Annotated in this window: 12 protein-coding genes; 5 read left to right on the plus strand and 7 right to left on the minus strand. The window is 62.6% G+C overall.

Annotated elements, in window-relative coordinates; translation table 11 throughout:
• Positions 1–23: 23 nt before the first annotated feature.
• Positions 24–1,118, minus strand: coding sequence for a TRAP transporter substrate-binding protein DctP (dctP, locus tag ACGLWX_RS06090; RefSeq protein ID WP_396238221.1), 1,095 nt, complete (start codon positions 1,116–1,118; stop codon positions 24–26).
• A 323-nt stretch (positions 1,119–1,441) separates the two neighbouring features.
• On the opposite strand from dctP, the gene ACGLWX_RS06095 reads away from it, so the two are divergent.
• A complete protein-coding gene (locus ACGLWX_RS06095) occupies positions 1,442–3,601 on the plus strand; it encodes a GNAT family N-acetyltransferase (protein ID WP_396238223.1) in 2,160 nt (719 codons plus the stop codon).
• A gap of 32 nt (positions 3,602–3,633) precedes the next feature.
• Entirely contained in the window at positions 3,634–5,100 is a 1,467-nt protein-coding gene (locus ACGLWX_RS06100; protein ID WP_396238225.1) for an aminoacyl-histidine dipeptidase, read from the plus strand.
• A 55-nt stretch (positions 5,101–5,155) separates the two neighbouring features.
• Here ACGLWX_RS06100 and ACGLWX_RS06105 read toward each other — a convergent pair whose 3' ends face one another.
• From ACGLWX_RS06105 to ACGLWX_RS06130, 6 genes are all read right to left on the minus strand, one after another.
• A complete protein-coding gene (locus tag ACGLWX_RS06105) occupies positions 5,156–6,427 on the minus strand; it encodes a Xaa-Pro peptidase family protein (RefSeq protein WP_252106194.1) in 1,272 nt (423 codons plus the stop codon).
• 4 nt (positions 6,428–6,431) lie between these two features.
• A complete protein-coding gene (locus ACGLWX_RS06110) occupies positions 6,432–7,304 on the minus strand; it encodes a hypothetical protein (RefSeq protein ID WP_252106195.1) in 873 nt (290 codons plus the stop codon).
• Between the two features lie 88 nt (positions 7,305–7,392).
• Entirely contained in the window at positions 7,393–8,973 is a 1,581-nt protein-coding gene (locus tag ACGLWX_RS06115) for a BCCT family transporter (RefSeq protein ID WP_396238227.1), read from the minus strand.
• 25 nt (positions 8,974–8,998) lie between these two features.
• A complete protein-coding gene (locus tag ACGLWX_RS06120; protein ID WP_396238228.1) occupies positions 8,999–9,883 on the minus strand; it encodes a LysR family transcriptional regulator in 885 nt (294 codons plus the stop codon).
• A 223-nt stretch (positions 9,884–10,106) separates the two neighbouring features.
• Complete coding sequence (locus ACGLWX_RS06125) at positions 10,107–10,583, minus strand: Dps family protein (RefSeq protein WP_252106197.1); 477 nt, start codon at positions 10,581–10,583, stop codon at positions 10,107–10,109.
• Between the two features lie 158 nt (positions 10,584–10,741).
• Positions 10,742–11,890, minus strand: coding sequence for a glycerate kinase (locus ACGLWX_RS06130; protein WP_396238230.1), 1,149 nt, complete (start codon positions 11,888–11,890; stop codon positions 10,742–10,744).
• 225 nt (positions 11,891–12,115) lie between these two features.
• Here ACGLWX_RS06130 and ACGLWX_RS06135 point away from each other — a divergent pair, with 225 nt between their 5' ends.
• From ACGLWX_RS06135 to ACGLWX_RS06145, 3 genes are read left to right on the plus strand one after another with little or no spacing between them, the layout of a single operon-like run.
• Positions 12,116–12,655: a hypothetical protein gene (locus ACGLWX_RS06135; RefSeq protein ID WP_396238232.1), complete on the plus strand. Its 540-nt coding sequence runs from the start codon at positions 12,116–12,118 to the stop codon at positions 12,653–12,655.
• Positions 12,652–13,080 carry a hypothetical protein gene (locus ACGLWX_RS06140; RefSeq protein WP_396238234.1) on the plus strand — a complete coding sequence of 143 codons (429 nt, stop codon included), beginning with the start codon at positions 12,652–12,654 and terminating at the stop codon, positions 13,078–13,080. The genes ACGLWX_RS06135 and ACGLWX_RS06140 overlap by 4 nt, the downstream gene beginning before the upstream one ends.
• Complete coding sequence (locus tag ACGLWX_RS06145; protein ID WP_396238236.1) at positions 13,077–13,742, plus strand: DUF1007 family protein; 666 nt, start codon at positions 13,077–13,079, stop codon at positions 13,740–13,742. Before ACGLWX_RS06140 ends, ACGLWX_RS06145 begins: the two co-directional genes overlap by 4 nt.
• The last annotated feature ends 53 nt before the right edge of the window (positions 13,743–13,795 follow it).

A 13,795-nucleotide genomic window follows, 5' to 3' on the forward strand; every position in this document is an offset into this window, starting at 1 on the left:
TTGGCCGGGGCGGTAAACGCGCCTTACAGGCAGGCTTCGATCTCTTCCAGTGACGGCAGGTTGTCCATGGTGCGGCTCATGTTGAAGGGGTAGGAAACGTCGCGCCAGGTGGCGTAATCCTGAAGGTAGGAGACCATCGATTGATACACCTTGGCGTGGTCCGGGTTCTCGCAGGCGCCTTGGACGATCACGTCGTTGGTGACCTGCTGAATCTGCGCCAGGTCCTCGTCGGAGAACTGGTTGATGGTGACGCCGTCCTCGACGAACTTGCGGGTCGCCTCGTTGGATTCACGCTCGGACCAGGCCAGCGACCAGGCCATGGTGGCATCGGCGGCGATGCGAAGCTTCTGCTGGGTATCCTCGTCGAGCGCGTTCCAGGCGTCCATGTTGATCATCACGCCAAACACGCTGGCGGACTGGTGCCAGCCGGGCGTGGCCCAGTTGTCGGCCACCTCGGCGAAGCCGGCCTTGTAGTCGACGCCGGGGGTGGAGAACTCGCCGGCATCGATCACGCCGCGCTCGATGGCCTGGTATACCTCGCCGCCGGCCAGCGTCACCTGGGAGCCGCCGAGCTGCTCGAGCACGCGGCCTTGGTCACGCCCGGACAGGCGCAAGCGCTTGCCTTCGAGATCGGCGATGCTCGCGATCGGCGTGCGGCCCATGAAGCCGGACTCGTTGTTGGTGATGCCGTAGGGCAGGTACATCATGTTGAACTGGCCGTAGATCTCCTCATACATCTCGCGCCCGCCCCACTGCTGAATCCAGTTCAGGTAGTCCACGCCGTTGAACAGGCTCGTGGTGGTGGCCAGCGGTGAGAATGCCGGGTTGAGCCCCGCCCAGTAGCCGGGCCAGTCGCCAGAGGCTTCGATACTGCCGGTTTCGGTGGCGTCGAACACCTCGGTGCCGGGCATCAAGGTGCCGCCGGCGCGAAAGTTGATTTGAAGCTCGTCGCCGGCCAACTGGTTGACCAACTCCACCCAGTGGCGGTCGATCTGAATCAGATCCAGGTTGTCCGGCCAGGTGGAGGTCATGGTCCACTGCTCCTGAGCCTGAGCGGTGGAAGCGAGCAGCACGCCCGTGGCAAGGGCGGTCAGAGTAAAACGAGAGGCAAGTTTCATGAGTGTTCCCTGTTAGCGTGTGGTGTTGTTGATATTGGCAAACGGTCAGGAAAGCGAGCGCAGGTTTACGTATACGTAAATTTGGGTGCGCCACAGCGATAAGCTAGCATACTCACCGAGCCTGCGCGCCATAGCCGATGGTGGTAGAAAGCCCATCCTTTTACGTTTCGTGAGGGCACCGTTTATGCCACTGAAACAGCGCCTTGGAATCAATCAAACGTCACTCGACCCAGTGAGCCGATGGTGAAAACCCTAAAATCGTTGAAAGATCACTTAAGTTACCTTGGCGGGCGGTCGTTCGTTTCTCTCTCTAGAGACTTGCCATGAGCGAGCCGCTCGAGCGTCATATCAACGTGCTGGTCGCCCACTCGCGCCGTCTGGAGCGGCGCCGCTGGCGCCAGCTGGTATGGCTCGAAGGCGAGCCCAACGAGTGCCGCCAGGCGGCGCTGGCGCTTTGGCAGGCTCGGGCCTGGCGCACGCCGCTCTGGGTCGCGGATTTGAGCGAGGCGCCGGTCGAGGCGCTGTCGAACAAAAAGGCGCGTCGCCGGCTTGGCGGCGAGCACCATCTGATTGTCCTTGACGTAAGCGGAAGCCAAGGGTTGGATCCGGATATTCTGGGCGTGCTGGCGGGGACGCTGAGCGCTGGCGGTCTCTGCGTGCTGATCACGCCCGCCGGGTGGGGCCGCGCGCCGGACCCGGACTACGCCCGCCTGAGCGACTATCCCCACGCCTGGACGTCGCTCACCGCGCGCTATCTCGAGCGCTTGGCGGCAATATTAAACGCCTCGCAGGACATCGTTCGCTGGCAGCCCGGCGCCAGGCTTTCGCTTGCCAGGCTCTGCGCAGTCCAAGCGCGCGCATCCGCCACTCAGAATGTGGAGTGTCGCACCGATGACCAGGCGCAGGTGGTCGATCAGCTCGTTCGTTTGAGGCGTCGCCGGCCGCTGGTGATCACCGCCGACCGCGGGCGGGGCAAGAGTGCGGCGCTCGGCATTGCCTGCGCGCGGCTTTTGAAAAGCGGCGTGAGCGAGGTCATCGTCACTGCGCCGTCGCGCGAGGCGATTCAAAGCCTCACGGAGCGCCTGGAGGCGCTCTGCCCGCAAGGCGCGTGGCGCTCGCCGGATCACTTTGCGCTGCCCGGCGGTCAGGCGCTTCGCTACTGTTCGCCCGCCGCGCTCGACACGCAGGTGCAGGCGGGCCTTATGGGCGGCGACGGCGCGTATCTGTTGGTCGACGAGGCGGCGGCGCTTCCCGCCGCGCTGCTTGCTCGCTGGCTCGACGCCTTTCCGCGCGTGGCTTTCGCCACCACTGTGCATGGCTACGAAGGCTCCGGGCGCGGCTTCGCGCTGCGCTTTCGCGAAGTGCTCGACCGTCGCACGCCGCTTTGGCGCGCTGCCAGGCTGCAAACGCCGGTGCGCTGGGCGCCAGGTGATCCGCTGGAGGCGGCAATAAAGCGGCTACTGCTGCTCGACGCGCCACTGCCTACCGCCGAGCCAACGGGCGCGTTGGTCGCGCGCGCGCTTTCGTCGGCAGCGCTGGCTGGCGCCCCAGCGCGCCTCGAGAAGCTTTTCGGGCTGCTGGTGCAGTCGCACTACCGCACCGCGCCGTCGGATCTTCGCCAGCTGATGGACGGCCCCGGAGTTGGATTTCGCGTGATCGATGAAAACGAGCCCCAGGCCGTGCTGGTCACGTTCGAGGAGGGCGGCTTCGACGCGCCGCTTGCCGACGAAGTGGCCCGGGGCGAGCGCCGCCCGCGCGGGCATCTGTTGGCCCAGTCGCTGGCCGCCCACGCTGGCTGCCGCGCCGCGCTCGAAGCTCGCTGGCGCCGTGTGGCGCGGGTGGCCACTCATCCCGAGCGTCGCCGCGAAGGGCTCGGGCGCGCGCTGATCGAGGCAGATGTGTTTGATGCCCAGGCGCAGGGCATTGCGCTCTACGGTGCCACCTTTGGCGCCGAGGCCTCGCTTTTGCGCTTCTGGCGAGCGCTCGGATTCGCGCCGGTTCGCTTGGGCGTCACCCAGGAAGCCTCTACCGGCGAGTACGCAATCATGGTCGCCCGCGCGCTAAACGCCCAGGGCGAAGCGGTGCTGGAATCACTCAGAGCGGGCTTCGAGGCGAGCCTTTCGAGCCTTCTTGCTTTCGAGCTGACCGCGCTGCCCGCCAGCGTCGTTACGCAGCTTTTGAGCGACGGCGCGCCGGCGCTCAGCGCACGCGAGCAGCAGGACGTGCGGGACGTCGCCTACGCGCACCGCGACCCGGCGCTCGCCCGGGCCTCGCTCCAAGCGCTGGCGCGGTGGGCGAGCGCGGACATCGAGCGCATCAATTGCGTCGATGAGTCGCTTCGTTCGAGCCTCGAAACCCTGGCCGCTTGGGCGTTTCAGAACCGCGCGGCCGCGCGCGCGCCGCGGGAGGCGAACCAGCGGCTGCGCCAAGCGGTGCGGGCGCTGTGTGAGGCCACTCTTTCGCCGGGCGAGCCGCAGCGGTAGAGTAGGGCGGTTACGTATCAAAAAGAGCTCACATGAACGCACACCTGGACGCGCTGGAACCCACGCTGGTATGGCGCCACTTTCGTACGCTGTGTAATACGCCCAGACCCTCCGGCCGCGAAGCCGCGCTGGTCGCGAAGCTCGAAACCTGGGCCGAGGCGCTCGGTCTGACCCACGACCGCGACGATTTCGGCAACCTGCGCATCAAAAAGCCGGCGAGCCCCGGGTGTGAAAGCGCCCCCGGCGTGATCCTTCAGGGCCATCTGGACATGGTCGCCCAGGCCAACGCCGACACGCCTCACGATTTCGAAAGCGACCCGATCCGCACCTACGTCGAAGATGGCTGGCTGCACGCCGACGGCACGACGCTCGGCGCGGACAACGGCCTCGGCGTGGCGGCGATTCTGGCGGTGCTCGAAGACGACACTCTCACCCACGGCCCGCTGGAGGCGCTCTTTACCCTGGAGGAGGAGACCTCCATGGGCGGGGCGCTGAATCTGGCCGAGAACTGGCTGGAAGGGTCGCTTTTGCTCAACCTGGACAGTGAAGAGCGCGGCGAGGCCTACATCGGCTGCGCTGGCGGCGCCGACGTCATGGTCGACGCGCGCCTGCCGGGCAAGGCGCTGGCCGAGAGTGAGGCGGTGATCGAACTTACGCTTACCGGGCTCAAGGGCGGCCACTCGGGAATCGACATCCACAAACCGCTGGGCAACGCCAACCGCCTGCTGGTACGGGCATTGCGGGCCCTCGACGTGCTCGATGCGCGCCTGATCGCCTACAAAGGCGGCACGCTGCGAAACGCCATTCCCCGCGAGGCCTTCGCCACGCTTGCGCTGCCTGCCGACGAGGTCGACACCGCGTTCGACAAGATCGAAAGACTCGAAGCCGTGCTGCGGGCAGAGCTTGGTAGCGGCGACCCGAATGTGTCGCTCAAGGCGCGCCGTGTCGAGGCCGCGTTGGAGGCGGAGCCCTTGACCCATGACGCCAGCGCTATGCTGATCTCGGCGCTTTACGCCGCACCCTGCGGCGTAGAGCGCATGAGCGCCGATGTCGAAAGCGTGGTCGAAACCTCCAACAACCTGGGCGTTTTGAACCTCGACCAGGGCCGGCTGCACCTGTGCGCTTTAGTGCGCTCGCTGCACGACAGCGCCGCTGAGGCGCTGGCCGACCGCTTTAGCGCGCTGTTCGGTTTGATGGGCGCGCGGGTCAAGGTAGAAAACGGCTACCCGGGCTGGGCGCCGAACCCGCAAAGCGCTTTGCTTGCGACCTTCAAGGCGCGCCATCAGGCGGTGCTGGGCAGTGAGCCCGAGGTGAAGGTGATTCACGCAGGGCTCGAGTGCGGCATTCTTGGCGCTAAATACCCGGCGCTCGACATGATCTCCTTCGGCCCGCTGATTCGCGGCGCCCACTCGCCGGACGAGCGGGTCGAGCTGGACTCGGTGACGGAGTTCTGGACGATGCTGCGCGCGCTGATCGAGGCGCTGGCAAAATCCCGGTGAAACGCAAGCGCCCACCGCCCCGAAGGGCGGCGGGCGCTTTGGAGTGACACCGTGCTTAGCGGTTGGTCAACTGGTCGGAGTAGCCGTAAGTCGACATGCGGCGCACGCCGGTTTCGGTCACCAGCACCTGCTCCTCAAGCTTGACGCCCTCGCCGCCGTCGCGGTGGCCGCAGAAGGACTCGACGCACAGGGTCATGCCCGGTTGGATGATGCCGTCGTAACCGACTTCGTTCCAGTCCATGCTGTGGGAAATGATCGGCCACTCGCCGGTCATGCCGCAGCCGTGGACTACGGCCAAGTAGCGGTTCTCCCGGTAGCCTTCCGGAATCTTCCACGCCTTTTCCGAGTATTCGCGAAACGACATGCCCGGACGCATCAGGGCGATGTTGGTCTCGATCTCATCGCGGGAGAGCGAGTAGAGCTCTTTCTGCTTGGCGCTGGGGTTGGCATCTTCACCGCCGACAAAGAACGTGCGCGAGAAGTCGGTGTAGTAACCGTAGACGCCGACGGTATCGGTATCGAAGGCGACAAGCTCACCGGCGGCAAGCTTCTTGGCCGACGTCTCTTGGAACCACGGGTTGGTCCGGTCGCCTGAGTTCAAGAGTCTAGTTTCCATGTACTCGCCCCCGGTCTCAATGACCTTCTGCTGGAAGATCGACCACAGGGCGTTTTCGCTCAGCCCAGGCTCGATGGCGCGCTCCATCACAATCATGGCCTGCTCGGTCAGCTCAACGGACTTGGCGATCATCGTTAGCTCATCGAAGCTCTTGATCGACTTGGCGATCTCCACTGGACGTGAGGCGTCGCTCAGTGTGTAGCCCTGCTCGGCCAGCGCACCTACGATTTCCGTTGGCGCGCTCTCGATTCCGATACGCTTGCCCCCCGAAGCGGAGCGACGCATGACGTCGTCGATCTCGGCGACAAAGTTGCAGACGTGGCGCGACGAGTGCGGGCCACTATGCAGCGGCATGATAGGTGACGCGCCGTGGATCTCGTCGATCGTCGGCATGTTTTGGGCGAGGTGGCCGCAGGAGCGGTACTCGAACAGGGCCACCGGGCCCTCCGCGGGCACCACCAGGTAGCGCGCTGGGTTACGCTGGGAGTAGACCTGCATGTTGCGCACGTTGCACGCGTAGCGGATGTTTATCGGGTCGAAGAGCACCACTGCGTTCAGGTCGTGCTCCTTGATTTGTTGGCGCAGGCGGCCCAAACGGTAAAGTGCGACGCGACGCTCCAGCGCTTGATCGATCGGAGTGTCCTTGAGATCTACAGTGTCGTAGTTGAGCGCCGAGTGAGGCTGCGCTGGAGTTGAGTAGGTCGTTGTCATGCGATTAACCTGCCAGTGAATCGTCGCGATGCGCGTTTTCGGCATCGATGTGGGCTTGGGTAACGCGACCGTAGACGTCTTTGGTGCGCTTGACGCGACCGATCATGCCCGGCTCCTTGGCGTAGCCCAGCAGGGTGCAGAGACGCTGGCCCCGTGCGGGAGCGACGCGGTGCATCGAGTATCGGCCCTTGAACAGCTGAAGATCGCCGGTTTCGAGCGTCAGCGCCTTGACCCTGGAGTGGTCGCCGTCGAGCACCCTCTTCACCTCTTCGAAATTCTCGTTGCCCGGCGTGCGGATATCCGGCACGTATTCGAAGTCGCCTCCAGATTCGGGGCGGCGCGTCATCAGGCTGACGATGAATTCGTTTGTATCGAAGTGCCATGGCAGCGTCGTGTTCTCGGGCATTACGTTAATCACCAGCCCGGCGATCGGATCGGCATACTCATGAATGCGCTCTTCTTGCAGGCAGTCGGCGATGAACTGCTTGAAGACCGGATTGCTGTAGAGACGCTGAACGAGCTTGTCCTCGTCGATCAGGTCCTTGGCTACGAAGCCGTTGCTGAACGCTTGAAAACGACGCATCGGATGATCTTCCGGGTAGCTGTCGTCATCGGCGGTGGCATAGGGCGTGACTCGGTTGCTGTGATAGTGCGCCTTGGGCGCTACTTCCTCGCTCTCTTCGCGCAGACGATCAATCAGATCGCTGCGGATGAAGCTCGCGAAGTGGGCGCAGCCGTCGTCATCAAGCTGCTGGCGAATCTGCTCGACACACTCGCGGTACTTATCGGAATCAGGAGCATTGAGCGGATAGCGCTCCAAGTTGACGATCTCTTCGAGGGTGGCCATGTCCTGTGTCGTCTGCTGCTGTGAGCTCATATCGATATCTCCTTGAATGATAGCTTCATGCTACTGAAGCTTTGCTGAATTAATAATGAAAATTCGGCCCGTACGGGTGACGTAAAACTTATAGGTCGTCGCGTTCGGCGCTGGAGGTCTCCATGGGCGAGGGCAGAATATCGCTTTTAATTTGCGGTAGCAGGGTAGGCCAGCAGGCGATGCGCACCAGCGAGGCGGCGGCGCACATGACGATCAGAAGTCCAATGAACCCTCCCACTGTAGAGATCATCTTGAGCGCCTCCAAGCCGCCGCTGACGGTCAGTACCAGAGTGATAATGGAGATGATCGCGCCCCAGACCAGCTTGATGTAGTAGGGAGATGAGTTCACCTCGCTGTTAGCGCTACCGTTGCAGCACATGCCGGAAATGGCGTCGATAGTGGAGTCGGCGGCGGTCACGTAGGAGACCAGTGACAGGCCCAGGAATAGTGCCACGAAGAGCATGGCCATCGGCAGTTGCTCCAGCAGCACCCAGATTACGTCGCCTGGGCCGCTATTTTGCAACGCTTGGCTCAGGATATTGGCGCTATTGAGCTCGGTGAATACCGACAAACCGCCGAAGGTGGCGCACCACACCAGCACGAACGAAGCCGGAAAAATGAAGTTGAACAGCAGGAACTCGCGCACCGAATAGCCGCGGGAGATTTTGCCCAGAAACATGCTGGTGACTGGCGCCCAAGCGAACCAGTTAGCCCAGAAGAACAGCGTCCAAGCCCGTGGCCAGCCGTTTTCGTTGATTGTGCCGGTATTGAGGCTGTTCTTGATGAAGCCGGACAGGTAGCGCCCCAGCGCGTCGATACCGCCGTTAGTGATAAAGGAGGTTGGGCCGAAAATCAGCACCAGCGCCGCCATGACCACCAGCGCGCGGGCGTTCCAGCTCGAGAGAAAGCGAATTCCTTTGAGTAGGCCCGTGGCCGCGGAGAGCGCCGAGGCGAGCATGACGATCATGCAAAGCGCGCCGATCAGCGTATCGGTGACCTCGATGCCAAACAGGCGATTGATGCCGCCGCCCAGCATCATGGCGCCGGTACCTAATGAGGCGACCATGCCGGCTACCAAGGCAATCAGCGCCAGCGCATCAACAATCTGGCGCGTGATCGGGCCCATGTTGATCGGTAGAGCCGCCGTCATGGCCGATGAAATGCTGAACTTCATGCCTAGGTTATAGTGGGCTATCGCAAACATGAGCGCGGGCACGGTGTAGATAGCGTAGGTGGTAAAGGACCAGTGCATGTAGAGTGAAGCGATGCCGTTTACCCCGCTTTCGGTCGAAAACGCCTCAACGTCCATCGTTGAGGGCGGCGCGGACATGAAGAAGATCGGCTCCGCGGCAGCAAAAAAAAGTAGCCCAATGGCTACCGAACTGCACAGCGTGATGGAACACCATTGCCACTTGGACAATATGGGCTTTGCGCTCTTGCCCCCGATACGCAGTCTGGCGATCGGCGAGAACAGCGTGCCCGCCGCAACGAGCACCAAGGCAAAAGCGGATAGCGCATAGAGCCAGCTGAACTGGTCCATCAGAAATTCATGGACAGCGCGGGTTAGCTTTAAAAGAAAAGCGCTGTTTACTAGGGCGAGAATCGTCATTCCCCCCAGTAGCGCCAGCGAGGGGTAAAACGTGGCTCTTCGTAGAGAAACGTTGCTCATTCACGGACTCCGTTATGCTTGATTGTTAGGCGCTCTTCATGGCGTTTTGAAATACGGTCTTCAGTTCGGGCAACTGCTCTTGTACGTTCTCTTTATTGAGGTAAGCGAGATACCATGTGACGGGAATTTTCACGCCATTGAGCGGAAGCGCCTTGAGCTTTTGCTGCGCTTGGGTCGCGTCGACGATCCAGGAGGACAGAATGCTCACACCACGCTGTGTGGTCGCGATGACGTCCAGAATCGTGCGCACGGACTCGATGATCTGAATTGACTCCGGCGCTTGGCGCTCAGGATGAAAAAACAGGTCGAACTCGTAGCCGGGTTCTCGGGCTGCACTGAACGTCAGATAGGGCTCGCGTGAGATTTCCTCGGCGCTGACGACGTTGCGGCAGGCTAGCGGATGCGTCGCCGGCACCACCGCCTTGAGTTCGTCTTCGAACAGACAAACTGTCTCGATGCCTTTCTGTACCGGCGGGTTGGTCGTCAGCATCAGGTCGATCTGCTGATCGAGCAGCGCGCCAAGGATCGTGTGCGTAGAGAATCGGTAGAGCTCGATCGGAGGAAGGTTCTGCTCTAGGCTCGCGCTCAGTATGCTATCCACGATGTCGTGGGCGTCTACTCCCCAGCGCAGAGCTTGGGTATCGCGGCGTGACAGCAGAGATGCCTCGCTCTCGGCTTCCATCAAAATGGGAATGATCTCGCGGCCGGCCTCGAGTAAGCGCTTCCCCGCCGGGGTGAGAAACAGGCGCCGCCCGCGTTTTTCGAACAACGAAACGGCCAATCGCCGCTCCATTTCACGAATCCGGTGCGTGGCGGCCGGCTGGGTCAGGCCGATCGCCGCTGAAGCTGCCTGAAGCGAGCCGTGGCGCTCGACCGCATCAATCAGCACGTAATATTTGATATCGAGCATGGGTCTCGAACCTGGTGAACTTACTAATCCATTAATTTTTCATCTGCAATCATTTCATATTTATAACGGTGTATTATCAAATTAGTATTTGGGGGGATAGGTGTCGGTTTTTTTATATATCGTTCATCAGTAGCGCTTTCGATGGGCGAGCGCGCACACAAAAAACGGCGCCTTGAGCGCCGTTTAGATGTTTCAAAAGTTGTACGCCAAAGGTGGTTTTATATCAATTGCTCAAATAGGCGTTGAGCATCCACACGGTCTTTTCCTGTTCGCGGATGTAGTCACCGGCCTGGGAGGCGGTGCCTTCGTCGTCGGCGTCAGACGCCAGCGCCAGCACTTCGCGCTGAAGCGCGATCAGCGTCTGGTAGCCGTCGAGCACGCCTTTCACGCAGGCCTGGCCGTCGTGAACGTCCTTGTCTTCCTTGAGCCGCGAAAGCTTGGCGTAGTCGCTGTAGGCGTGCACCGGCTTGTGGCCGAGGGTCAGGATACGCTCGGCGACTTCGTCGACCTTGGTCAGCAGGTCTGTGTAGAACTCCTCGAACTTCTCGTGCAGCTGGAAGAAGTCGTTGCCCTTGACGTTCCAGTGGTAGCCGCGCACGTTCATGTAAAAGATCTGGTAGTTGGCCAGCAGGTGGTTTAGCTTCTCGGCGAGCTGGCTGGCGCTATCTTCGTGTAGACCAATGCTGTTGAACTCGGACATCACTACGTCTCCATGTAAGCCGTTAAACGGGTGTCGATTCGTTCAAAAAGGTTAGCGCACGCTGGCGACGCGTTAAAACGAGTTTTACGTATCGCCTTCATAGCGTAGCGGTATCGCGCGCGGCTACTCTTTGGAAGTGCAGGCGAGCGCGCGGGTTTTCAACCGCCGCTTGCCGTAAGGCGGCCCTGCCAGAGCCGCACCACGCCTTCACAGCGCGCGCTCAAAAGCTCGGCGGTGCGCGGTAGTGCCTCATCGAGGCTCATCGGGCCGTCGGCCAGGGCGAAGGCGGCGGTGACGCCCTCGTCGAAGCACGCCTGCCACCCGTCGCCCAAACTTCCCGCCAGCACCACCACGGGTTTGCCCAAACGCTTTGCCGCCCGCGCCACGCCAATCGGCGTTTTGCCGGCCAGGCTTTGGCCATCCAAACGGCCTTCGCCAGTGATGATCAGATCCGCCTGCTCGATCAGCGCGGGTAAATTCGCCTGACGCATGATGATCTCGATGCCGGGCTTGAGCGTCGCGCCGAGAAAGCTCGCGGCGGCAAAGCCCATGCCGCCGGCCGCCCCGGCGCCGGCGAGCTCACGAAGATCGCCGCCAAGCGCTTGGGCGCTGACGTCGGCAAAGCGCGCAAGTGCGGCGTCGAGCGTCGCTACATCGTCCGGGGTGGCGCCCTTTTGCGGGCCGAATACGGCGCTGGCGCCGCACTTACCCAAAAGCGGGTTGTCCACGTCCACCGCCGCTTCCACGTCAAGACTTGCCAAGCGCGGGTCGAGCCCGGAGAGGTCCAGCGTTTCAAGCTCGGCTAGCGCCGCCCCGCCCGGGGCCAGCGCGTTGCCTTCGCGGTCTGTTAGCGTGGCGCCCAAGGCCTGGAGCATGCCGGCGCCGGCGTCGTTGGTGGCGCTACCGCCGAGCAGTAACAGCGCCTTCTCGGCGCCGGCGTCGAGTGCGGCCTGAAACAGCTCGCCGACGCCGAAGGTGCTGGTATGCAGGGCGCTGCGCTCGGCGCTCGACAGGTGTTGCAGGCCGCTCGCTTCTGCCAGCTCGATAAATGCGGTACGCTCGCGGGCAAGCCAGCCCCAGCTTGCCAAGCGGGCCCGACCGAGGGCGTCCTGCACCTCGAGCTCGCGCCGCTCGGCGCCGGTGGCGCTGATCAGCGCCTCAAGGCTTCCCTCACCGCCGTCGGCCAGCGGGCAGGGGTGCACGCTCGCCTCAGCGCATGCCCGCTTGACGCCTTCGGCCATGGCGTGGGCGGCAGCGTTGGCGCCAAGGGCATCCTTGAAACTATCCGGGCAAAGCACGACGTTCATTAACGCGATCTCCATAAAGCCTTATAGTGAATTTATTGTCTGGAAATGATTATCTGGAACCAGCGCTTGGAAATGGGGCTTAAAAACAGGGCTTGTAAATAGGGGTTTGGAATCACTGCTCTGGCAGTGAGCTTAGCGCGGCGCTCCGCCGCATACCAGGCATGGCTCGCCCAGGAACATTGATCGCCCAGGACAAAAACCGGCGCGAACGCCGAGGGAGCACCGATGAAGTCACGACCGATGATGCTGGTCTTGCTGCTGGCGCTGACGGGCTGTCAAACGACGCCGGACCGGCTGCCCCGCGCCGAGCCCGCCCCCGCGCCTTCGTGCTACTTTCCCACGAACGGCGTAGCCGGTGAGGAGGTTCTGCGCCAGAGCGTAGCGGTACTCGAAAACTGGGAGTTCGAGCTCGACAATACCGATACCACGCTTGGCCTGATCACTGCGAGCAAGGAGCACGAGCTGATTGGCTACTATGACCCTTATGACGACTACTACGGCCCCGGCGTACGCTTCTTTGGTGGCCTAGGCCTTGGCCATCGCTCATCGATAGGGCTCGGCTTTGGCGGGGGCATCGGCCAGCGCCCGATGGAGAGCGAACGGGTGAGCGTGCTGGTGCAAAACGATCACGTGCGCCTGTCCCGCGATATCCGCCGCTTCGATCACCTGCGCGATCTGCGCGAGTCGCGCAGTGCCAGCGACGACGATTTCTGCCGGCGCTTTCAATCGGCGCTACCCGCCTTCGACACCGGGAGTCGCTTATGAGGCGTTCATCCAGCATTAAAGCGGCGGCGCTGGCGCTCGCCACTGCGTTGCTCGCCGGCTGCGCCACTCCTCAGCCGGCGGAGCCGCGCGAGCTTCGCTTCAACGCCACGCCAGAGCGCACCTTTCGCGAGGCGGTGGATTTGATGGTGGCCCAGGGCTACGTGATTCGCCACGCGGACCTGGCGCTTGGCCGCGCCGAGGCCTCGCTTGCCCGTTGGCCGGAGTATCGCCTGCTGCTGCGCGTCGAGCCGTTTGGTGCGCCCCAAAGCGCAGCCTTGAAGGGCACTTCGAATCAGACCGCAGCGAGCCAGGCTGCATCGAGCCAGGTGAGCGTCTCGGCGCTGCGCGGCGCTACGCCGCTGGCGCCGTATCTGCTCGACCCTTGGCTCGTCGAGCTGCAGCAGCGGCTGGGAGAAGCGCCTTGAACCGTTCAGCGCTAACACGCGCCTTGCTTGCGGCCGGCTCACTGTTGTTGGCCAGCGGCGCGCAAGCCCACCCTCACGGTTGGATCGATCTCAGTGTGAACGTCGTGACCGACGCGCAGGGTCGCGTTACGTCGCTCGACCAGATCTGGCGGATGGATCCGTTTTACAGCCTGATCGTGTTCGACGAGCTGCGAAACGTGGCGGACGCCACCTTCGAGGAGGGGCTCGACCAGCTCGGTCAGGACATTCGCGCCAACCTCTCGGCGCAGCACTACTTTACCAGCGTATGGCTAGACGGCGAGCCCTTGGCGCTGGGCGAGGTGAGCGAGTACACCACTTATCAAAGCAATAACCGCCTGGTGTACATGTTCTCGCTGCCGCTGGCTGAGCCCGTGGCCCTGGACGATGGGCGGCTTGAATACCAGATCTATGACCCGACCTACTACATCGAAGTGGTCCACGAGGAGCAGGATGGCGCTCCTGCCGAAAGCGCGCTGGCGCTTGTTGGCGACGGGACGTCCTGCACGCTGAGTATCACCCCGGCCGACCCGGACCCGGAGCTCGTGCTGCAGGCCGCGCTTCTGGACAAGGGCGAGCAGGGCGAGCCGGAGCTCGGCCGCTACTTCGCTGAAACCGGCCATATCGACTGCACTGAATCCTGATCATGCCTACCACTGCCCGAAATGCCTTCGCCAATAAGCCTCGAGCTTCCAAC

Source organism: Halomonas sp. HMF6819, assembly GCF_044335525.1.
In the GTDB taxonomy this organism is placed as follows: domain Bacteria; phylum Pseudomonadota; class Gammaproteobacteria; order Pseudomonadales; family Halomonadaceae; genus Vreelandella.

What these genes read in the sequence shown, in the direction of transcription:
- ACGLWX_RS06120 (WP_396238228.1), bottom strand. Translation starts at nt 9,883, where the DNA reads ATGCTCGATATCAAATATTACGTGCTGATTGATGCGGTCGAGCGCCAC.
- ACGLWX_RS06115 (WP_396238227.1), bottom strand. Translation starts at nt 8,973, where the DNA reads ATGAGCAACGTTTCTCTACGAAGAGCCACGTTTTACCCCTCGCTGGCG.
- ACGLWX_RS06100 (WP_396238225.1), top strand. Translation starts at nt 3,634, where the DNA reads ATGAACGCACACCTGGACGCGCTGGAACCCACGCTGGTATGGCGCCAC.
- ACGLWX_RS06095 (WP_396238223.1), top strand. Translation starts at nt 1,442, where the DNA reads ATGAGCGAGCCGCTCGAGCGTCATATCAACGTGCTGGTCGCCCACTCG.
- ACGLWX_RS06125 (WP_252106197.1), bottom strand. Translation starts at nt 10,583, where the DNA reads ATGTCCGAGTTCAACAGCATTGGTCTACACGAAGATAGCGCCAGCCAG.
- ACGLWX_RS06105 (WP_252106194.1), bottom strand. Translation starts at nt 6,427, where the DNA reads ATGACAACGACCTACTCAACTCCAGCGCAGCCTCACTCGGCGCTCAAC.
- dctP (WP_396238221.1), bottom strand. Translation starts at nt 1,118, where the DNA reads ATGAAACTTGCCTCTCGTTTTACTCTGACCGCCCTTGCCACGGGCGTG.
- ACGLWX_RS06135 (WP_396238232.1), top strand. Translation starts at nt 12,116, where the DNA reads ATGAAGTCACGACCGATGATGCTGGTCTTGCTGCTGGCGCTGACGGGC.
- ACGLWX_RS06130 (WP_396238230.1), bottom strand. Translation starts at nt 11,890, where the DNA reads ATGAACGTCGTGCTTTGCCCGGATAGTTTCAAGGATGCCCTTGGCGCC.
- ACGLWX_RS06140 (WP_396238234.1), top strand. Translation starts at nt 12,652, where the DNA reads ATGAGGCGTTCATCCAGCATTAAAGCGGCGGCGCTGGCGCTCGCCACT.
- ACGLWX_RS06110 (WP_252106195.1), bottom strand. Translation starts at nt 7,304, where the DNA reads ATGAGCTCACAGCAGCAGACGACACAGGACATGGCCACCCTCGAAGAG.